This is a genomic window from Rhodocyclaceae bacterium (genome assembly GCA_020248265.1).
Lineage (GTDB): Bacteria > Pseudomonadota > Gammaproteobacteria > Burkholderiales > CAIKXV01 > CAIKXV01.
In genome coordinates this window covers 1-19,036 of sequence record JADCHX010000008.1, presented here as the reverse complement: position 1 = coordinate 19,036, position 19,036 = coordinate 1, and the positions used below count along the sequence as shown (strand labels likewise).

19 protein-coding genes are annotated in these 19,036 nt (G+C 68.1%); 16 read left to right on the top strand and 3 right to left on the bottom strand.

What is annotated here, in order from left to right:
• Positions 1 to 39: 39 nt before the first annotated feature.
• Both ING98_08575 and purE read right to left on the bottom strand, forming a co-directional pair.
• A complete protein-coding gene (locus ING98_08575) occupies positions 40 to 1,215 on the bottom strand; it encodes a 5-(carboxyamino)imidazole ribonucleotide synthase (protein ID MCA3101913.1) in 1,176 nt (391 codons plus the stop codon).
• Positions 1,212 to 1,712, bottom strand: coding sequence for a 5-(carboxyamino)imidazole ribonucleotide mutase (gene purE, locus ING98_08570; GenBank protein MCA3101912.1), 501 nt, complete (start codon positions 1,710 to 1,712; stop codon positions 1,212 to 1,214). Before purE ends, ING98_08575 begins: the two co-directional genes overlap by 4 nt.
• Positions 1,713 to 1,903: 191 nt before the next feature.
• On the opposite strand from purE, the gene ING98_08565 reads away from it, so the two are divergent.
• Both ING98_08565 and ING98_08560 read left to right on the top strand, forming a co-directional pair.
• Complete coding sequence (locus ING98_08565) at positions 1,904 to 3,283, top strand: MmgE/PrpD family protein (protein ID MCA3101911.1); 1,380 nt, start codon at positions 1,904 to 1,906, stop codon at positions 3,281 to 3,283.
• 61 nt (positions 3,284 to 3,344) lie between these two features.
• Entirely contained in the window at positions 3,345 to 4,304 is a 960-nt protein-coding gene (locus tag ING98_08560; protein MCA3101910.1) for a tripartite tricarboxylate transporter substrate binding protein, read from the top strand.
• Positions 4,305 to 4,385: 81 nt separating this feature from the next.
• Here the strand turns inward: ING98_08560 and ING98_08555 are convergent, their stop codons facing one another.
• On the bottom strand, positions 4,386 to 5,759 hold the full coding sequence (locus ING98_08555; protein MCA3101909.1) for an MmgE/PrpD family protein: 1,374 nt from the start codon (positions 5,757 to 5,759) through the stop codon (positions 4,386 to 4,388).
• Positions 5,760 to 5,990: 231 nt separating this feature from the next.
• On the opposite strand from ING98_08555, the gene ING98_08550 reads away from it, so the two are divergent.
• From ING98_08550 to ING98_08485, 14 genes are all read left to right on the top strand, one after another.
• Positions 5,991 to 6,956 (top strand): tripartite tricarboxylate transporter substrate binding protein, encoded by a 966-nt coding sequence (locus ING98_08550; protein ID MCA3101908.1) that lies wholly within the window; start codon positions 5,991 to 5,993, stop codon positions 6,954 to 6,956.
• 10 nt (positions 6,957 to 6,966) lie between these two features.
• Positions 6,967 to 8,343: an MmgE/PrpD family protein gene (locus tag ING98_08545; protein MCA3101907.1), complete on the top strand. Its 1,377-nt coding sequence runs from the start codon at positions 6,967 to 6,969 to the stop codon at positions 8,341 to 8,343.
• A 22-nt stretch (positions 8,344 to 8,365) separates the two neighbouring features.
• On the top strand, positions 8,366 to 10,078 hold the full coding sequence (locus ING98_08540) for an acetolactate synthase catalytic subunit (GenBank protein ID MCA3101906.1): 1,713 nt from the start codon (positions 8,366 to 8,368) through the stop codon (positions 10,076 to 10,078).
• An 82-nt stretch (positions 10,079 to 10,160) separates the two neighbouring features.
• Positions 10,161 to 11,156, top strand: coding sequence for a tripartite tricarboxylate transporter substrate binding protein (locus tag ING98_08535; protein ID MCA3101905.1), 996 nt, complete (start codon positions 10,161 to 10,163; stop codon positions 11,154 to 11,156).
• A 1-nt stretch (position 11,157) separates the two neighbouring features.
• Positions 11,158 to 11,562: a hypothetical protein gene (locus ING98_08530; protein MCA3101904.1), complete on the top strand. Its 405-nt coding sequence runs from the start codon at positions 11,158 to 11,160 to the stop codon at positions 11,560 to 11,562.
• A 23-nt stretch (positions 11,563 to 11,585) separates the two neighbouring features.
• Positions 11,586 to 12,362, top strand: coding sequence for a molybdate ABC transporter substrate-binding protein (gene modA / locus ING98_08525; GenBank protein ID MCA3101903.1), 777 nt, complete (start codon positions 11,586 to 11,588; stop codon positions 12,360 to 12,362).
• 37 nt (positions 12,363 to 12,399) lie between these two features.
• Positions 12,400 to 13,080: a molybdate ABC transporter permease subunit gene (gene modB, locus ING98_08520; protein MCA3101902.1), complete on the top strand. Its 681-nt coding sequence runs from the start codon at positions 12,400 to 12,402 to the stop codon at positions 13,078 to 13,080.
• Positions 13,077 to 13,766, top strand: coding sequence for an ATP-binding cassette domain-containing protein (locus tag ING98_08515; protein MCA3101901.1), 690 nt, complete (start codon positions 13,077 to 13,079; stop codon positions 13,764 to 13,766). The genes modB and ING98_08515 overlap by 4 nt, the downstream gene beginning before the upstream one ends.
• A 48-nt stretch (positions 13,767 to 13,814) precedes the next feature.
• Positions 13,815 to 14,495 (top strand): cupin domain-containing protein, encoded by a 681-nt coding sequence (locus tag ING98_08510; protein MCA3101900.1) that lies wholly within the window; start codon positions 13,815 to 13,817, stop codon positions 14,493 to 14,495.
• A 98-nt stretch (positions 14,496 to 14,593) separates the two neighbouring features.
• On the top strand, positions 14,594 to 14,992 hold the full coding sequence (locus ING98_08505) for a VOC family protein (protein ID MCA3101899.1): 399 nt from the start codon (positions 14,594 to 14,596) through the stop codon (positions 14,990 to 14,992).
• A 4-nt stretch (positions 14,993 to 14,996) separates the two neighbouring features.
• Positions 14,997 to 15,467: a cupin domain-containing protein gene (locus ING98_08500; GenBank protein MCA3101898.1), complete on the top strand. Its 471-nt coding sequence runs from the start codon at positions 14,997 to 14,999 to the stop codon at positions 15,465 to 15,467.
• A 72-nt stretch (positions 15,468 to 15,539) separates the two neighbouring features.
• Positions 15,540 to 16,532: a tripartite tricarboxylate transporter substrate binding protein gene (locus ING98_08495; protein ID MCA3101897.1), complete on the top strand. Its 993-nt coding sequence runs from the start codon at positions 15,540 to 15,542 to the stop codon at positions 16,530 to 16,532.
• 45 nt (positions 16,533 to 16,577) lie between these two features.
• Positions 16,578 to 17,591, top strand: coding sequence for an amidohydrolase (locus ING98_08490; protein ID MCA3101896.1), 1,014 nt, complete (start codon positions 16,578 to 16,580; stop codon positions 17,589 to 17,591).
• Complete coding sequence (locus ING98_08485; GenBank protein MCA3101895.1) at positions 17,591 to 18,523, top strand: 2-hydroxyacid dehydrogenase; 933 nt, start codon at positions 17,591 to 17,593, stop codon at positions 18,521 to 18,523. The genes ING98_08490 and ING98_08485 overlap by 1 nt, the downstream gene beginning before the upstream one ends.
• Positions 18,524 to 19,036 lie beyond the last annotated feature (513 nt).

Genomic DNA, 19,036 nt, shown 5'->3' with positions numbered 1-19,036 from the left:
TCCGGGGGGTGCCAGGCCGATGGCCGGGCGGTCAGGCGGTCAGGCCAGGGTGTCCGACGGGATCGGTTGCGCCGGCTGCGCCAGCGGCTTGAGCCGCTCGCGGATGCGCAGCGCCTGCGCGAGCGCCTCGTCGAGCGAGTCGGCAAGAACGGTGTAGTGTCCCATCTTCCGACCGGCGCGTGCTTCCCGCTTGCCATACAGGTGCAGCTTGGCGCGCGGATGCGCGAGCACCGCCGACCAGTCGGGTTCGCCACCGGCATGCAGCCAGGCCTCGCCGAGGATGTTCACCATCACCACCGGCGAATGCAGCGAGGTGTCGCCGAGCGGCACGCCGGCCAGCACGCGTACCTGCTGTTCGAACTGCGAGGTGACGCAGGCGTCGATCGTGTAGTGGCCGCTGTTGTGCGGACGCGGCGCGATCTCGTTCACCAGCAGACGGCGATCGTCGAGCACGAAGAACTCGACGCAGAGCACGCCCCGGTAGTCGAGCTTCGCGGCGAGCGCGACCGCGTTCTCGCGCGCCTGGGCGGCGAGCGCGTCGGATACCCGCGCCGGCACGATGCTCACGTCGAGGATGCCGCGCTGGTGGTGGTTTTCCGCCACCGGAAAGGTACGCACTTCGCCATCGAAGCCGCGGGCGACGACCACCGACAGTTCGCGCGCAAGTGGCAGCCAGCGCTCGAGCACGCAGGCTTCGCCGCCAAGCGCCGTCCATGCGGCGCGCGCCTCGTCCAGGCTGCGCACCCGCGCCTGACCCTTGCCGTCGTAGCCGAAGCGGCTGACCTTCAGCACACCGGGCACCAGCGCGGCGGCCTCGCTGCCATCGAGGTCGGCAAGGGAGCGCACGACCCGGAACGGCGCGACCGGGAAACCGTTGTCGCGCAGGAACGACTTCTCGGCGATCCGGTCCTGCGTGACCGCGACGCTCTCGGCCGCAGGGCTCACCACGCAATGCTGCGCGAGAAAGCGCAGGCTGTCGGACGGCACGTTCTCGAATTCGGTCGTCGCACCCGCGCAGGTGGCTGCCAGTTCGCGCAGTCGTGCATCGTCGAGATAATCGCCCTGCAGGTGGCGGTCGGCGACGGTGCCGGCCGGGCTGTCCGCGCCGGGATCGAGCACGGTCACCCGGTAGCCCATCGACTGCGCGGCCATCGCGAACATGCGCCCGAGTTGCCCGCCGCCGAGCAGGCCGAGCGACGCACCCGGGTTGATCATTGCTGCGCCGGCGGCAGCGTCATCGCCTCGACCTTGCGCCTGAGCGCATCGCGGTAGGCGTCGAGCTTCGTGCACAGGGCGGCATCGTTGCCTGCCAGGAGAGAGACCGCGAACAGCCCCGCGTTCACCGCGCCGGCTTCGCCGATCGCGAAGGTCGCCACCGGGATCCCCCGCGGCATCTGCACGATCGACAGCAGCGAATCCTGGCCCTGCAGATGGCGCGACGGCACCGGCACGCCGAGCACCGGCACCGTGGTCTTTGCCGCCAGCATGCCGGGCAGGTGCGCGGCGCCACCGGCACCGGCGATGATGCAGGCGAGGCCGCGGCCGCGGGCGCTCGCCGCATAGTCGAACATGGCGTCCGGCGTGCGGTGCGCGGACACGACCTTCGCCTCGTGCGGCACGCCGAACTCGGCCAGCACCGCCACTGCATGCTGCATCACGTCCCAGTCGCTGTCGCTGCCCATCACGACGCCGACCAGCGGAGAAACCTTCATCCCGGGGTCTTTCGGCAAAAGCCGGATTCTAGTCCCGTGGCGGCCTGCGGTGGCCTGCAAACTGCATGGCAGCGCACCCACCGAGTGCCGGAGGCGGCGCAAGCCAACGCGATGGGTTGGCTATACTCGATGCACGGGCCCGACGATCCCGCGCCCAGCGGGGCGCGCGGCCGGGACCGGAGGAGAAGCCGTTGTCGACGATCGTCGAGCAGTTGAGCAGCTACGCAGCCACGCTGCGCTACGAAGACCTTCCTCCAGAGGTGGTCGAACAGGCGAAACGGCTGATCGTGGACACGATCGGCTGCGCCCTCGGGGGCTTCCACAGCGAGCCGGCCTCGATCGCGCGCGACATCGCGGACACCGTCACCAGCAGCGAGCCCACGACCATCATGGTCAGCGGGCGGCAGACCAGCCCCGACCTTGCAACCTTCGCCAACGGCGTGGCCATCCGCTACCTCGACTTCAATGACGGCTACACGAGTACCGGTGAGTCCGGGCATCCGAGCGACAGCATCGCAGCGGTACTGAGCATCGGCGAGCGGTTCCGCCGCAGCGGCCGCGATGCGATCACCGCGACAGTGCTCGCATATGAGGTGTTCTGCCGCGTCTGTGATGTACAGGACCTGAAACCGCTCGGCTTCGACCACACGACCGTCGGTGGGCTCGCCAGCGCGGCTGCCGCCGCACGCCTGTCGGGCTTCGACGCGCCATGCATCGCGCAGGCGCTGAACCTGCACGTCGCGCCGAATGTCGCGCTCTACCAGACACGCATCGGCAACGTCTCGATGTGGAAGGGCTGCGCGTATGCGAACGCGAGCCGCAACGCCGTGTTTGCGACGATGCTCGCCGCACGTGGCATGACCGGCCCCTCGCCGGTCTACGAAGGCGTCGGCGGCTACTTCAAGGCGGTGACGCGCAAGCCGTTCGAACTGCCGGTGATGGGTGGAAGGGACGGGCAGCACGAACACCCGTTCAAGATCATGGAATGCAGCATCAAGCACTTCCCGCTCGGGCAGTATTCGCAGACGGTCGTCGAGGCAGCGCTGCAGCTGCGCGATCGCATCGGTAACCCGCAGGATATCGTCGAGATCCGTGTGGAGACCGTCAGCACCGCAGTGCGCCTGATGGCCGACGACCCGCAGAAGTGGGAGCCCGAGACGCGCGAGTCGGCCGACCACAGCATGCCGTACACGGTCGCGATCGCGTTCCTGCATGGCGAAGTCGGCGAAGAGCATTTCGAGGACCGCTACCTGCACGACCCCGCCGTGCGGGCATTGACCCGGCTGGTGAAGGTCAGGGAGTCCGATGAGGCCAACCGACGCATGCCTGTGGCAATGCTGTGCGAGATGACGGTGGTGATGCGCTCGGGTGCGACGCACGAGGCGGCGGTCGAGTACCACCGCGGCCACTACATGAATCCGATGTCCGAGGCCGAAGTGGAACGCAAGTTCCGCGGGCTGGCCGACGGCGTGTTACCGGCCGCCAAGGTGGACTGCCTGCTCGAGCGCCTTTGGACGCTCGAGCAGGCACATGATATCGGCGAAGTTATACGAATGACGATCGCCACCTGAGCGATCGCAGGCAACCGGAGGATTGATGATGTCTGCCCGCCGCTCTGCAGGACTCGCTGCAATGTTCGCCGTCGCCGTCCACGCCACCTGCGTCGGGCTGTCTCCGGCGCTGGCGGCCGACAGCTGGCCCGCGCGCCCGATCCGCCTGGTGGTGCCGTTCCCGCCGGGCGGCGGTTCGGATGCCTCCGCCCGCATCCTCGTCCCGAAGCTCGGCGAGGGAACCGGGCAGCAGTGGGTGGTCGACAACCGGGGCGGGGCGGCCGGCAATATCGCGACCGATATCGTGGCGAGCGCGGCGCCCGACGGCCATACGGTACTGCTGGGCTTCGCGACCGCGCTGACCGTGAACCCGACGCTGTACCCGAAGCTGCCGAATATCGAAAAGACGCTGCAGCCGATCACCAAGTACGCCTCGGCACAGTACGTGCTCGTCGTGCATCCCACTGTCAAGGCCGGTTCGCTGGCCGAGTTCGTCGCGCTGGCGAAAGCCGCGCCGGGTCGATTCAACTACTCGTCAGCCGGAGTCGGCAGCCCGCTGCACCTCGCAGCAGAGATGTTCAGGTTCCGGGCTGGCGTGGACATCGTGAACGTAGCCTACAAGGGCGGCGGCCCGGCGGCGGCGGCACTGCTCGCAGGCGAAGTGAACCTGTTGTTCGGAAGCGTGCCGGCGACGCTGCCGCATGTGCGGGCCGGCAAGATGCGCGCGCTCGCGTCGACCGGACCGCGCAGGCTCGCGCTCGCACCGGAGCTGCCGACGATCGCCGAAAGCGGCTTCCCGGGGTTCGATGTCACCGCCTGGTACGGGCTGCTCGTGCCGGCAAACACCCCGAAGGCAGTGGTCTCGCGCATCTTCGACGAGACCCTGAAGGCGGTGAAGCCGGCCGATGTCGGCGAGGCACTCGGCAGGCAGGGCCTCGAAGTAGAGACCAGCCGCAGCCCCGCGGCGTTCGCCGCCGAGATCCGCACCGAGACCGCGGCTTGGGCGAAGGTGATCAAGGCGGCGAACATCAAGGCGGAGTGACCGCCTGATGTTGTCTGGGGCACGGCACCGGCCGACACACGCGGCACAGGCCGCCTGCCAGCCTGGTGCCGCAGCAGCGGCTCAGGCGGCGTAGAGTTTCCGCAGCTTGCGCACGTTGTCCAGCCGGTCGATGTTCCACAGGGTGTCGAGCAGTGAACGGGCACGCCGTTTGCCCAGCACCGGCACCAGCAGGTCGAGGGCCTTTTCCTCTTCCTCGGCCCGGGTCAACGGGTTCTCGAAGCTGCCCTTGGCAGCCAGTGTCTTGTGCTTCAGCACCCGTCCGTCCTTCAGCTTCACCTCCATCACGCAGCGCCAGCGCCGCTGCACGTCGGTGAGCTTCGGATCGCCGACTGCCTTGACCCGCTTGCGCATCGCCAGCACCTTCGGATCCTTCATCCGCTCGAAGCTGTGCGCGGATGCGAAGGTCACGCCACCATCGACCAGCATCACCGACAGCAGGTGCTGCACCGAGATGTCCGGCATCTCGCGGTTGTTGACGATCTCGAGTTCCTTGTCGGGCATGAAGGCGACCAGTTCGGCGACGTCGTCGGCCCGGATGCCGTGCTGCGCGATCAGGTCGCCGAGCACCTGCAGCGGGCCCTGGATCGGCCCGCCCACCGGCCAGCGCTTGATGCTCGCGCGCATCACTTCATAGTCGGTACCGAGCCCCTTCACGAGCAGGCGACGGTCGCTCTCTTCCGCGAAGGTGAAGAAGAAATCGCGCTCGCCGGAGAAGATATCCTCGACGCCTGTCCAGCCATTGGAAACCATCAACGCGGCGGCGGTGCCATTGTGCGCCGGCATGCCGCCCATCGCGTACGCCTTCTCGATGTGCTCCGGGTCGCGGAACATCGTGTACATGCCGGCTGCCTGCTGGCCCATGTAGGAAAGCATGTAGCGAACCTGCCTGGCATCGAGCCCGAGCATGGCTGCCGCAGCCGCGGAGGCGCCGAACGCCTGGCCGAACGCACCGGCATGATGACCGGATCGCAGGAACGGCATCGGCCGCAACGACAGCAGCAGTCGCGAGCAGATGTCGTAGCCGAGGATCACCGAACGCAGGAAGTCCTTGCCCGAACGTGCGTCGCGCTCGCCGATCGCGAGCGCTGCCGGCACCACGCTGGTACCCGGATGCGTCAGCGACGGAGGGTGCGTATCGTCAGTCTCGTCGGCGTGACCGAACATGCCGTTGGCAAGTGCCGCGTTGAGCACCGAGGTGACGATGCCAGTGCCGATCACGCCAGCCTGGGCATGCCCACCCAGGGACTGCACATGCGTGATCGCCGCCTCACCCGGCAGCAGCCGCGACCCGGACACCATCGCCGACATCGTGTCGACCAGATGGATCTTCGCGTGTTCGACCGCTTCGCGCGGCGGCGCCTTGCGGATAGCGCCAGCGATGTAGCGGCTCAACTCGAGCATCAGCGGCGAGACGGATTGTTCGACTTTTCTCATCGGGGCGGCCATGGCAGTTAGGGGAACGGAACACGAGTCTAGCGGAAGCCTCGTAGCCCTTTGGGCGATAATCCAGCGATAACGCACTTCACATCGAACGCAAGGGCCGCGAAGCCGCACTGCAGCATGGAGGAAGAGATGCAACAACGCCTTGCAGCCCTTGCATCGGGCAGCGGCCCCGCCGCCCCTGCGGATGCTTCTGGCGGCGCTGCCCTACGGCGCGCCGGTCGCATGATCGTCGGCGCACTCGCCGCCGTCATGCCGATACAGACCGCGGTCGCGCAAGCCCCCGTCGGGCGCGACTGGCCCACTCGAACGTTGCGGCTCGTCGTGCCGTTCCCGCCCGGCTCCGGCGTGGACATCGTGTCGCGGCATGTCGCGCCGCGCCTGTCGGAGGGCCTCGGCCAGCCGGTCGTCATCGACAACCGGGGCGGTGCCGGTGGCGTGGTGGGCGCGGAAGTGGCGGCGAAGTCGCCGGCCGACGGCTACACGTTGCTGATGGGCACCGCCGGTATCCTCACCGTGGTTCCGGCCCTGGCCAAGGTCAACTACAACGTGCAGCGCGACTTCGCTCCCGTGTCGGTCGTGGCCTCGGTGCCGAGCGTGCTGGTGGTACACCCCTCGTTGCCAGTGAAGACGGTGCGCGACCTGGTCGCGCTGGCGCGCGTGCGGCCGGGGTCGATCAACTACGCGACCACCGGTAACGGCACGCTGCCGCACCTGGCAGCCGAGTTCCTGCGCCTGCGCGCATCGATCGACATCGTGCATGTACCGTACAAGGGCAGTGCACCGGCGATCACCGACCTGCTCGGCGGACAGGTCGAGATGTTCTTCGCGAACATGCTGTCGGCGATGCCGCATGTCACCAGCGGCCGCCTGCGCGCGGTGGCGGTGTCGAGCGCAAAGCGCTCGGCCGTGCTGCCTGCAGTGCCGACGATGATCGAAGCCGGCTATCCGGATTTCGAGGCAAGCACCTGGTTCGGGTTGCTCGCACCCTCGGGGGTGCCGGCCGAGATCGTGCAGCGCCTGCATGCCGAAGTGGTGAAGCTGCTCGCGGGCAGGGAACTGCAGCAACGGCTTGCCTCGGAAGGTGCCGTGGCGGTCGGCAACACGCCGACGGAGTTCGCGGCCTACATCCGCAGCGAAACCGAGAAATGGACGCGCGTGGTCAAGGCCGCGCAGATCCGCGCCGAGTGAAGGGCACGAGATGAACGACATCACACGCACGCTGGCACGCTTCGTCGTCGACAGCACCCCGGACGCGGTGCCGGCACCGCTCTACCACGAAGCCACGCGTGCGCTGGTCAACTGGATGGGCTGCGCGATCGGCAGCGCGCAGACCGACACCGTCGGCAACGCGTTGCGCGGACTGGCTCCGTGCTTCGGGCCGCCGGTGGCGACGCTGTACGGCCGCGAGGAGAAGGTCGACATGCTGCATGCGGCACTGCTGAACGGCATCAGCTCGCATGTGCTCGACTACGACGATACGCACGCCCGCGCGATCCACCCGAGCGCGCCGGTATGGCCAGCGCTGCTGGCGATCGCGAGCGCCTGTGCCGCTGGGGGCGATCGGCCGGGGTCGCTGCCCGGCGTCGGGCCGGTCAGCGGGCAGCGGCTGCTGCATGCGTTCGTGCTCGGCGTCGAGACCGAGTGCCGCGTCGGGCTGTCGGTGTTCCCGGAACACTACGAGATCGGCTGGCACATCACCGGCACTGCGGGCATCTTCGGCGCGGCAGCAGCAGCCGGCAAGCTGCTCGGCCTGGACGAGAAGCAGATGTGCTGGGCGCTGGGCATCGCAGCGACGCAGTCCTCCGGGCTGCGCGAGATGTTCGGCTCGATGTGCAAGAGCTTCCACCCCGGCCGGGCCGCACATGGGGGGCTGATGGCCGCACTGATGGCGAAGCAGGGGTTCACCAGTTCCGAGCAGGCGATCGAGGCGAAACGCGGCTTCGCGCATGTGATGTCGACGAAGTTCGACCCGTCGGTGATCACCGAGCACCTGGGCGAGACCTGGGAGCTGGCGAACAACATGTACAAGCCGTTCGCCTGCGGGCTGGTGATCCATGGCGTGATCGACGGCTGTATCCAGCTGTCGACCGAGCATGCGCTCACCGCGGACATGATCGAGTCGGTCGACCTGGTGGTGTCGCCGATCGTGATGGAACTCACCGCCAAGAGATTCCCGAAGACCGGCCTCGAAGGCAAGTTCAGCGTCTACCACGCCGCCGCGGCCGCGCTGGTACACCGCGCCGGTGGCGAAGCGCAGTTCGGCGATGCCTGCGTGAACGACCCGGTGGTGCACGGGCTGCGCGAGAAGGTGGCCACGACCGTCGATGCCGCGATTCGCCGCACCGAAGGCAAGGTCACGGTGAAGCTGCGCGACGGGCGCGTGCTGTACCGGCATGTCGAGCATGCGCTGGGCACGCTGCAGCATCCGATGTCCGATGCCGACCTCGAGCGCAAGTTCCGCGCGCTGGTGGTGCCGCCGCTGCCCGACGGCAAAGCCGACGCGATCCTCCAGGCCTGCTGGTCGATCGGCAACGCTGCCGACGCCGGCACCACCCTGGACACTGCCATACGATGATGCACTGCCGGAGCCACTGAACATGCACAGCCTGCCCACCCCCTGCGGCGCACACCTGGTCGCCCGCGCACTGAAGCGGCACGGTGTCGAACTGATGTTCGGCCAGAGCCTGCCGTCCGCGCTGTACCTCGTCGTGCCCGAGAACGGCATGCGCCAGATCGCCTACCGCACCGAGAACGCCGGCGGCGCGATGGCCGACGGCCATGCACGGGCGTCGGGCAAGGTATCGGTGGTCACCGCGCAGAACGGGCCTGCAGCCGCGCTGCTCGCACCCGCCCTGGCGGAAGCCCTCAAGGCCTCGGTACCGATCGTGGCGATCGTGCAGGACGTCCGCCGCACGCAGACCGACCGCAACGCTTTCCAGGACCTCGACCACTTCGACATCTTCCGCGGTTGCAGCAAGTGGGTGCGCCGCATCCCCGAACTGTCGCGCATCGACGACTACATCGACATGGCCTTCGTCGCGGCGGCAAGCGGACGGCCGGGCCCGGTAGTGCTGATGGTGCCGCAGGACCTGCTGACCGAAGCGCTGCCGCAGATGCCCGCCGAGCAGCGGCGCGCATCGCTGGGCACGTATCCGCTCGACCGTTGCAGCGCAGACCCCGCACTGGTCGAGCAGGCCGCCCGACTGCTGGCCACGGCCCGGGCGCCGCTGATCGTCGCCGGCGGCGGCGTACATCTGTCCGGCGCGCAGGCGGCGCTTGCATCGCTCCAGCAGTCGGCCGGCATACCGGTGGCGACCACGGTGATGGGCAAGGGTGCCGTCGACGAGACGCATCCGCTGTCGCTCGGCGTGGTCGGCTACTTCATGGGCACGCGCAGCCGTACGCGGCACCTGCGGCCACTCATCGACCAGGCGGACGTGATCCTGCTGGTGGGCACCCGCACCAACCAGAACGGCACCGACTCGTGGACGCTGTTCCCGAAGTCAGCGCGGTTCATCCATGTCGATGTCGATGGTCTGGAGGTCGGTCGCAACTACGAGTCGCTGCGCCTGGTCGGCGATGCACGCCTCACGCTGCAGCAGCTCGGCGAGGCCGTCGCCGCGCAGGACCTCACGGCGCGCCGGCAGGCGACCGCCGGCGCGGCGCAGGCGATCGCCGAGGGACATGCCGCCTGGCGCGAAGAGGCTGCCGCGCACCTCTCGTCTGCCGCCACGCCGATCCGCCCCGAGCGCCTGATGCAGGAACTCGACCGGGTGCTGACACCCGAGTCGGTCGTGGTGAGCGACGCGAGCTACGCCCCGATCTGGGCAGCCAACTTCCTCACCGCGCGCCGCCCCGGCATGCGCTTCCTCGCCGGCCGAGGGCTGGCCGGGCTGGGCTGGGGATTTCCCGCAGCGCTGGGTGCGAAGCTCGCGCAGCCGGCCAGCGAGGTGTTCTGCCTCACCGGCGATGGCGGCTTCGCGCACATGTGGTCCGAGCTGGAAACCGCGAAGCGCATGGGCATCAAGGTCACCGTGATCGTGCTGAACAACCAGATCCTCGGCTACCAGTGGCATGCGGAAGACGTGCTCTACGGCGGGCACACCGATGCCTGCCAGCTGGCGCCGGTCGACCACGCGGCGATCGCGAAGGCCTGCGGCTGCAACGGCATCCGCGTCGAGACCGCGGATGCATTCGCACCGGCGCTGCAGGCTGCGCTGGCGTCGGACACCACGACGGTGATCGACGTGGTGACGGACCCGCGTGCGTTCCCGCCGATCACGCTGTTCGAGGGCAAGCTGGAAGGCTGAAACCTACCGAAGGAGGAGAGAGATGCCGAGGTACTGCAACGGACAGTCCCGGCCGTCGATGATGCGCGATCGCCTCGAGCGCATGTGCATCGTGCGGACGGGTTTCCTGATGGCTGTCGCAGCGCTGGCTTCGCTGCCCGCGCTGGTGCCTGAAGCATCCGCGCAGACGGCCGCATCGAAGGCGTACCCGGTGAAGACCATCCGCATGGTCCTGCCTTTCCCGCCTGGCGGCGCGACCGACATCATGGCGCGCCGCATCGGGCAGAAGCTGTCGGAACGCTGGGGACAGCAGGTGCTGATCGAGAACCGCGCCGGTGCCGGCGGCAACATCGCCACCGAACTGGTGGCCAAGGCCGCACCCGACGGCTACACGCTGCTGTTCGCGGCCAGCGCACAACTCGCGGTGAACCCGTCGCTCTACGGCAAGGTGCCGTTCGACCCGGTCAAGAGCTTCGCACCGGTGACGCTCGTCGGCAGCGTGCCGAACATACTGGTGGCGCACCCGTCCCTGCCAGTGCGCTCGCTCAAGGAGTTCATCGCGTTCGCGAAGGCCCGCCCTGGCCAGCTCAACTATGCGACGGCCGGCAGCGGCTCGACCGCGCACCTGTCCGTGGAGCTGCTGAAGATCCGGACCGGCATCGACATTGTGCATGTGCCCTATCGCGGCGCCGCGCCCGCAGTGAGCGACCTGCTCGGCGGGCAAGTACCGCTGATGATGGTCAGCATGCCCTCGGTGATCGGCCATGTGAAGGCCGGGAAGCTGCGTGCGATCGGCATGACCGGGGCGAAGCGTTCGGCGGCCGCCCCCGAGGTCACGACCTTCGCCGAGACGCTACCGGCGTTCGAATCCAGCGCGTGGTACGGCATGCTGGCGCCAGCCGGCACCCCGGCGGAGATCGTCGACCGGCTCTTCGAGGAGACGGCGGCGATCCTGAAGATGGCCGACGTACGCGAGACCTTCTTCGGCCAGGGCATCGAGATCATCGGCAGCACGCCGGCGGAGTTTTCCGCCATCATCGAGTCGGAACTGACCAAGTGGGCAGCCGTAGTGCGTAAATCGGGCGCGAAGGTGGATTGAGATGACAGGCAAGGCACAGAAGGTCGTGCGGGTTTACATGGGCGAGGACAGACGGTCTCACTTCGAGGACGTGCAGGTGCCGATGGGCGAATTCCGCCTCGGCACGCTGTTCTCGTACAAGACCGAGATGGCCGGGGTGAGCGGCGTGGTGTTCCGCGAGAATCCGCTCGACGGCTCCCCAGACTTCCACACACCGCCGCGGCGGCAGTTCGTGATCACGCTGGTCGGCGCGGTCGAACTGCAGGTGGGCGACGGCAGCACTCGCGTGTTCGGCCCCGGCGACGTGCTGTTCGCGGAGGATGTGGAAGGCGAAGGCCACTCGGCGCGCGAACTGCTCGGGCCACGGCGCAGCCTGATCCTGCCGGTGCCGGACGCGTTCGACTTCAGGGCGTGGGTCGGGGGTTGAGCCGAACGGTGCCCGGGCGTCTGATGGCGCGCTTCCGGCTGCGCATCAGCGCCCGCGCGCGGGTGCCTCTGCTGGCGCTGCTGGCGCTGCTCGCCAGCGGCCCGGCGCTGGCGGCGGAGCTCACCGTGTCAGCGGCGGCAAGCCTGAACAACGCATTCCGTGAACTGGCGCCGTCGTTCGAGGCGCAGAACCCGGGCACGCGGGTGGTGTTCAACTTCGCGGCATCGGACGCGCTGCTCGCCCAGGTGGCGCGCGGCGCCCCGGTGGACGTCTTCGCATCCGCAGACGAACAGACCATGGATCGTGCCGGTCAGCAGAAGCTGCTGGTTGCCGGGTCCCGCCGCACGTTCGCCCGCAACGGGCTGGTCGTCGTGGTACCCGCCGACGCGAAGCCGCGGCCTGCAGCGCTCGCTGACCTCGGCCAGCCAGCGTTCCGCCGCATCGCGATCGGCAGCCCGGCCACCGTACCGGCGGGGCGCTATGCGCGTGCCGCGCTGGAAGCGGCAAAGCTGTGGACGGCGATCGAGCCGCGCGTGGTCTTCTCCCAGAACGTGCGCCAGGCGCTGGACTATGTCGTACGTGGCGAGGTCGACGCCGGCTTCGTCTATGCAACCGATGCAATGATCCTCAAGGACAAGGTACGCGTCGCGCTCGAGGTACCGACCTCGACGCCGATCCTGTATCCCGCAGCCGCGATCGCCGGCAGCGTCAACGCGGAGCTCGGACGCCGCTTCGTCGATTTCCTGCTGTCACCGCCAGCGCAGGCCGTGCTCGCGCGACAGGGCTTCCTGAAGCCATGAACCGCGCACGCGCGCCTGTACGAGGGACACCGAACTGATCACCGCACCCGACCCCGCTGTCTGGATCACCCTCGGCCTCACGCTGAAGGTGGCCGCGTGGGCGACCGGCATCAACCTGGTGCTGGGCACCGCCGTCGGCTGGCTGCTCGCGCGCAAGGCCTTCCCCGGCCGCGAACTGGTGGACGCGATCCTCACGCTGCCCTTCGTGCTGCCACCGACCGTGCTCGGCTACTACCTGCTGGTGCTGATCGGCCGGCGCGGCTGGCTCGGCGGGTGGCTGCACGACACCTTCGGCATCAACCTGATCTTCACCTGGCAGGGCGCGGTGATCGCCGCGTCCCTGGTCGCATTCCCGCTGGTGCTGAAGGCGGCACGCACCGCATTCGAAGCGGTCGATCCGCAGCTCGAGCAGGCCGCGCGGGTGCTCGGCCTGGGCGAATGGGCGGTGTTCTTCAGGGTGACCGTCCCCCTGGCCTGGCCCGGCATCCTCGCCGGCACGCTGCTGGTGTTCGCCCGCTCGATGGGCGAGTTCGGCGCAACGCTGATGGTCGCCGGCAGCATCCCGGGCAAGACGCAGACGCTGTCGATCGCGGTGTACGAAGCCGTGCAGGCCGGGCAGGACTCGATCGCCAACACGCTGGTGCTGATCACCTCGATCACCTGCATCGTCGTGCTGCTGCTGGCCGGGCGGCTGGCACCGTCGGGAGCGCGCCGATGAGCTTCAGTGTCGACATCGCGAAATCGATCGGCGGTACACGCCGCCGCTTCGAGCTGCGCGTGGCGTTCGAGACGACCGCCCGGCGCACCGTGATCTACGGCCCGTCCGGTGCCGGCAAGAGCCTCACGCTGCAGGCGCTGGCCGGCCTGCTGGTGCCCGACCGCGGCCGCATCCTGTTCGGCGGCGAGACACTCTTCGATGCCGGCGCGCGGGTACATGTCCCGGCGCGGTCGCGCCGTTTCGGCTACCTGTTCCAGGACTATGCGCTGTTCCCCGGGCTGAACGTCCGGCAGAACGTCGCGTTCGGCCTGTCGACCGGGCTGCGCAATCCGCCAGGCGATGCCGGTGGCGCCGCGGTCGAGCGCTGGCTGGATGCGCTGCAGCTGCGCGAGGTCGCGCTGCAGCGTCCGGCCGAGTTGTCCGGCGGTCAGCGCCAGCGCGTGGCGCTCGCCCGCGCGCTGGTCAACGAGCCACGCGCGCTGCTGCTCGACGAACCGTTCTCGGCGCTCGACCCGGAACTGCGCCAGCGCACGCGCGGCGAACTCGACCGGCTGCTCACGGCCATCGGCATCCCGATCGTGATGATCACGCACGATCCGGACGACATCGAGTGGTTCGGCGAACAGACGCTGTACCTGCGTGATGGCGGGATACAAGACCGCGCATCTCCGCCCGGAGCACCCTGAATCGATGGAGAATGGGACCCTGTACTTCACCCGATTCGGACGCCTGCCATGCAGATACACGCAGACCTGACCCGGCGCGTCGCGATCGACACCCGCACTCTCGAATGGGTTGCTTCGCCGTCGCCTGGCGTGCAGCGCAAGATGCTCGACCGCGACGGCGGCGAGGTGGCGCGTGCGACCTCCATCGTCCGCTACGCGCCGCGGTCGTGCTTCCCGACGCACCGGCATGACTTCGGGGAGGAGATCTTCGTGCTGGACGGCGACTTCCAGGACGAAGCCGGTACCCATGGTCCGGGCACCTTCATGCGCAATCCACCGGGTTCGAGCCATGCGCCCGGCTCGGCCGGTGGCTGCATGCTGTTCGTGAAGCTGCGCCATGTGCACCCCGAGGACCTGCAGCAGGTGGTCATCGACACCACGACCACGCCATGGCGGCAGGGGCTGGTCGAAGGCTTGAGCGTGCTGCCCCTGTGCGAGTTCCGCACCGAGCACACGGCGCTGGTGCGCTGGGCACCCGGTACCCGCTTCCAGGCGCACCGGCACTGGGGCGGCGAGGAGATCTACGTGATCGACGGCGTGTTCGAGGATGAATACGGACGCTATCCGGCGGGCAGCTGGCTGCGCAGTCCGCACCTGAGCCAGCACCGCCCGTTCAGCGCGCAAGGCTGCACGATCCTGGTGAAGACCGGGCACCTGGTCGATGCTCGACACGGCGCGGCGGCAGGATAGCGATGACCGCGTGAGCCTGGTCGGTGCCCATTGCGCACCCCCGATGGCAACGGCATCATGCCCCAGCGCGCTGAGCGCAACAGACAGAAAGGATGAACATGCCCGCAGCAAGCCTCTCTTTCGACCACGCCCATGTGATCAGCCCCGACCCGCAGGGCACCGCCGACTGGTATATCGACCGCCTTGGCGGCAAGGTCGAGCGTTCGGTCGAGATCGCGGGCGCGCCGCAGATCTACCTGTCGTTCGGCGGCGGCGCGATGATCATCGTTCGCGGCCAGCGTCCCGGCGAGGCCGCTGCCGACAAGACCGACCTGCAGTGGGGCATCGACCACTTCGGCATGCGCGTGACGGGCGACTTTGACGCGCTGTGCACCGAGCTGCGTACCAAGGGCGTGAAGTTCCTGCTGGAGCCGAAGGTGATAAACCCGACCACCCGCATCTGTTTCATCGAGGCCCCCGATGGCGTCAGCGTAGAACTGCTCGAACGAAAGGACTGAAGCCATGACCGTAGAAGTCAAACCCACGCTGCGCGTGATCAACGAAGCCGACTTCCCCGGAAAGCGGGGCGTCACCGACGGACAGACCTACCAGCGGCTGATCGGCTGGCCCGGCGTGCAGGATACCGACCGGGTACGCATCGGCCGCGCCACCTACAAGCCTGGCACCTACGAGCAACTGCACTGGCATCCGATCGAGGCCTGCTACTACGTGATCGCCGGTCATGCGACGGTGCGCAACTTCAACGGCGAAGAATTCGAGGTCGGTCCCGGCTCGATGATCTACGCGCCTGCGGGCATCGCCGGTGCGCACGAGTGGGAGGTAAAGGAATACCTGGAACTGCTCGACATCCGCGCCACCAACGAGACCGATCGCAAGATCCAGTACACGGTCGACAAGGAGACGAAGCGCTCGTACATCGACCTGGAAGACCTGCAGTACCGGGAAGCGATCAGCTTCAAGTCGCACTACTAGCCAAGGCTGTCCATCCCCACGCAAGATGTGGCGCGCCGCCTCGCAGAGGGCTGCGCGCCCGGAGGAGGTTTCATGAAGCACGCGCGTTCGAACGGCCCGACGGCACTGCTCGGGCTGATGTCGCTGGCGACCCTCGCCACGTTGGCCCTACCGGTCCACGCCCAGGGCCAGTACCCGAACCGTCCGATCCGGATGATCTCGCCCTTCCCGCCAGGCGGCCCGACCGACCTGGTCGGCCGCCTGGTGTCGTCGCGGCTCGCCGAGAACCTCGGCCAGCCGCTGGTGATCGAATCGCGCCCCGGCGCGAGCGGCAACGTCGGCCTGGAACTGGCCGCACGCGCCGCACCGGACGGCTACACGATCGTGCTCAGCTCACCGGTGATCGCGCTGAGCCCGCTGATGTACACCAAGCTCAACTACGACCCGCAGAAAGACCTCGCACCGATCGCGCTGGTCGGCGCGGTACGCAACGTGCTGGTCGTGCATCCGTCGGTGCCGGCGAAGAACCTGAGGGACCTGGTGCAGATCGCGCGCAAGTCTCCGGGCCGCCTGAACTACGGCTCCGGCGGGGTTGGCACCACCACACACCTTGCACCCGAGCTGCTGAAGAGCCTCGAGAAGCTCGACATCGTGCACGTGCCCTACAAGGGCTCCGGCGTCGCGCTCGGCGCGCTGGTCGGTGGCGAGACCGACATGCTGGTGGTCGCCGCGCCGGCGGCCGTGCAGCAGATCAACGCCGGACGGGTACGCGCGCTGGCCGTGCTGATGCCCGAGCGCTTCAGCGATCTGCCGAACGTGCCGACCTCGAAGGAGTCGGGCTTCCCGAACTTCGAGATCAGCGTCTGGTACGGCATGCTGGCACCGACCGGCACCCCGCGTGAGATCATCAACCGGCTGAACGCCGAACTGGCGAAGGCCGTGAGCGCACCGGACATGAAGCCCAAGTTCGCCAGCGCGGGCGTCGAACCGATGACCAGCACGCCCGAGGAATTCGGCGCGTTCATCCGCAGCGAATCGAAGCGCTTCGCCCAGGTGATAAGGGACGCGGGCATCAAGGGCGACTGAGCGCCGATCACACACCACCATCGAACGAACGACTGGAGTCGCAGCATGAAGGGCAACAAACCGCCGGTGATCGACATGCACAGCCATGTGCTTCCCAGGGCCATGGTCGAGGCGATCCGCCAGCGGCCGAGCGACTTCGGCATGACGGTGCGCGGCACTGGCGCCGACGAGGCGCTGGTGCGTGACGACAACCACGGCTCGCCGCTGTTTCCCGAGTTCCATGACGTCGAAGCCAAGATCGCAGGCATGGACCGCAAGGGCATCGACATCTCGGTGCTGTCGGTGACGCCGGTGGTGTTCTTCTACTGGCTCGACGCCGACAAGGGCCTCGATGCCGCGCGCGTGCTCAACGACGGCATCGCCGCGATGGTGGCCTCGCGCCCGACGCGCTTCCGCGGCATGGCGACGCTGCCGATGCAGGATGTCGATGCCGCAGTCGCCGAACTGGAGCGCGCGACGCGCGAGCACGGCTTCCGCGCGGTCGAGCTCGGCTGCCGCATCAAGGGCGACCTGGTCTCGGATGCCAAGTTCCGCCCGGTGCTCAAGCGCGCGGCAGAACTCAAGGTGGCAGTGTTCGCCCATCCGTACATCGCCGGCGCGCTGCCCAAGGACCTCTGCAACTACTACCTCGGCAACACCCATGGCCTGCCGTTCGACACGGCGCTGATGGCCTCGCACCTGATGCTCGACGGCACGCTCGATGCACTGCCCGACCTCGACTTCATCCTCGCCCATGGCGGCGGCCACCTGCCCTACCAGTTCGGCCGGCTCGACCACGGCTACCAGGTACGCAAGGAAGCCAAGGCCAACACGTCGAACCCGCCCGAGTCTCAGCTGCACCGCTTCCGCTTCGACTCGCTCACCCATGATGTCGAGTCGCTGCGCTTCCTGATCCGCCGTGTCGGCGCCGATCGCGTGATGATCGGCACCGACGCGCCGTTCGACATGGCCGAGGACGATCCGCTCGGCATGCTGGCGCAGGTCGACGGCCTCACCGATGCGCAGCGCGAGCGCATCCTGTCGCTGAACGCCCTGGAAGTGCTCGGCGAGAAGCCCTGATGCCGGGCGCAGCACGGCCCGAACTGCTGGCGATCGCACCGGTCTACCCGCCGGCGCTCGCCGAGGCGGAGACGTTCTGCACGCTGCACCGGCGCTGGCTGCTGCCCGATGCCGATGCCTTCCTGCGCGAACACGGCACGCGCATCCGCGTGCTGGTGACCACCGGCGTGCGCGGCTTCACGGCACGCGACCTCGATGAACTGCCGAATCTCGGCCATGTCGCCTGCTTCGGCATGGGCCACGGCACGTTCGACCTCGCCGCGGCGACGGCGCGCCGCATCACCGTTAGCAACACGCCCGACTGGACCGACGAGGCGGTAGCCGATGTCGCGCTCGGGCTGATGATCGGCACGATGCGCCGCCTGTGCGAAGCCGACCGCTTCGTGCGCGCCGGCCGCTGGGCAGAAGGGCCATTCCCGATGAGCACCGACCTGCGCGGCAAGACGGTCGGACTGGTCGGGCTGGGATCGATCGGCCGCGCGGTCGCGCGCAGGGTCGAGGGCTTCGGCATGAAGGTCGTGTGGCACGGGCCTTCACCGAAGGCAGATGTGCGCTGGCCGTACTTCCCGGCGCTGGTGTCGATGGCCGAAGCGGTCGACTGCCTCGTGGTGTGCTGTGCCTCGACCGCAGCCACCCGGAGGCTGGTGGATGCGCGCGTCCTGGCCGCGCTCGGCCCGCAGGGCTTCCTCGTGAACGTGAGCCGCGGCGCCGTGGTCGACGAAGCGGCACTGATCGAAGCACTGGCGTCGGGCGTGATCGCCGGGGCCGGGCTGGAAGTGTTCGAGGACGAGCCGCGGGTACCGGCGGAACTGCGCGCCATGGATCAGGTGATGCTGGTGCCGCACATCGGCTCGTCGACGCGCGAGATACGGGCGCACCGGCAGGCGACGTTCATCGGGAACGTGAAGGCCTTCCTCGGAAGCGAGGCGTAAACACTCGCCTGACTGCAAACCCGCCTGTGCATTGAGCATTTGCACACGCATCCGGCCACGGACGGGTCACCCGCAGCCGTACGCGGACGTACACGCTGGTGTTTTCGGCCTGGCTGCAGATGGCGGCGATCTTGCCGGTGATACACGAAGAGATTTCCACCCCGGTCTGCAGCCCGGGCACCTGATACAGCAAACTGGCGGACCTCAACGTGGGGAGCGGCAGCGTGCTGGTTTTCAGGGCTGGATTATTCGCGGAGATAACCAGCATAATTTGCGTAAGGTGCGGAAGAGAAGGGCGAAAACCGGTGCTTGCGATGCCGATTTATGGAGACAGTCGGCTGCGATAAAGGGCAGTTTTGTCTCCCTACAACACGTTAGAGCGCAATGATCACCAGCCTGCTCATTTTGCTGCCGCTACTTGCCGCGTCGCTGTACGCGTTCTTTCGTTTTGCACCGTCGCACGCAGACAACCTGCGCGTATGATTACGTGCCGGTCAAAAGGAGCGTCCTCAT

Excerpts from the sequence above, each read along its gene's own strand:
- ING98_08540 (MCA3101906.1), top strand. The coding sequence starts at position 8,366 with ATGCACAGCCTGCCCACCCCCTGCGGCGCACACCTGGTCGCCCGCGCA.
- ING98_08535 (MCA3101905.1), top strand. The coding sequence starts at position 10,161 with ATGTGCATCGTGCGGACGGGTTTCCTGATGGCTGTCGCAGCGCTGGCT.
- ING98_08495 (MCA3101897.1), top strand. The coding sequence starts at position 15,540 with ATGAAGCACGCGCGTTCGAACGGCCCGACGGCACTGCTCGGGCTGATG.
- ING98_08555 (MCA3101909.1), bottom strand. The coding sequence starts at position 5,759 with ATGAGAAAAGTCGAACAATCCGTCTCGCCGCTGATGCTCGAGTTGAGC.
- ING98_08560 (MCA3101910.1), top strand. The coding sequence starts at position 3,345 with ATGTTCGCCGTCGCCGTCCACGCCACCTGCGTCGGGCTGTCTCCGGCG.
- ING98_08510 (MCA3101900.1), top strand. The coding sequence starts at position 13,815 with ATGCAGATACACGCAGACCTGACCCGGCGCGTCGCGATCGACACCCGC.
- ING98_08500 (MCA3101898.1), top strand. The coding sequence starts at position 14,997 with ATGACCGTAGAAGTCAAACCCACGCTGCGCGTGATCAACGAAGCCGAC.
- ING98_08505 (MCA3101899.1), top strand. The coding sequence starts at position 14,594 with ATGCCCGCAGCAAGCCTCTCTTTCGACCACGCCCATGTGATCAGCCCC.
- ING98_08545 (MCA3101907.1), top strand. The coding sequence starts at position 6,967 with ATGAACGACATCACACGCACGCTGGCACGCTTCGTCGTCGACAGCACC.
- modA (MCA3101903.1), top strand. The coding sequence starts at position 11,586 with ATGGCGCGCTTCCGGCTGCGCATCAGCGCCCGCGCGCGGGTGCCTCTG.
- ING98_08575 (MCA3101913.1), bottom strand. The coding sequence starts at position 1,215 with ATGATCAACCCGGGTGCGTCGCTCGGCCTGCTCGGCGGCGGGCAACTC.
- purE (MCA3101912.1), bottom strand. The coding sequence starts at position 1,712 with ATGAAGGTTTCTCCGCTGGTCGGCGTCGTGATGGGCAGCGACAGCGAC.
- ING98_08515 (MCA3101901.1), top strand. The coding sequence starts at position 13,077 with ATGAGCTTCAGTGTCGACATCGCGAAATCGATCGGCGGTACACGCCGC.
- ING98_08550 (MCA3101908.1), top strand. The coding sequence starts at position 5,991 with ATGATCGTCGGCGCACTCGCCGCCGTCATGCCGATACAGACCGCGGTC.
- ING98_08530 (MCA3101904.1), top strand. The coding sequence starts at position 11,158 with ATGACAGGCAAGGCACAGAAGGTCGTGCGGGTTTACATGGGCGAGGAC.
- ING98_08485 (MCA3101895.1), top strand. The coding sequence starts at position 17,591 with ATGCCGGGCGCAGCACGGCCCGAACTGCTGGCGATCGCACCGGTCTAC.
- ING98_08490 (MCA3101896.1), top strand. The coding sequence starts at position 16,578 with ATGAAGGGCAACAAACCGCCGGTGATCGACATGCACAGCCATGTGCTT.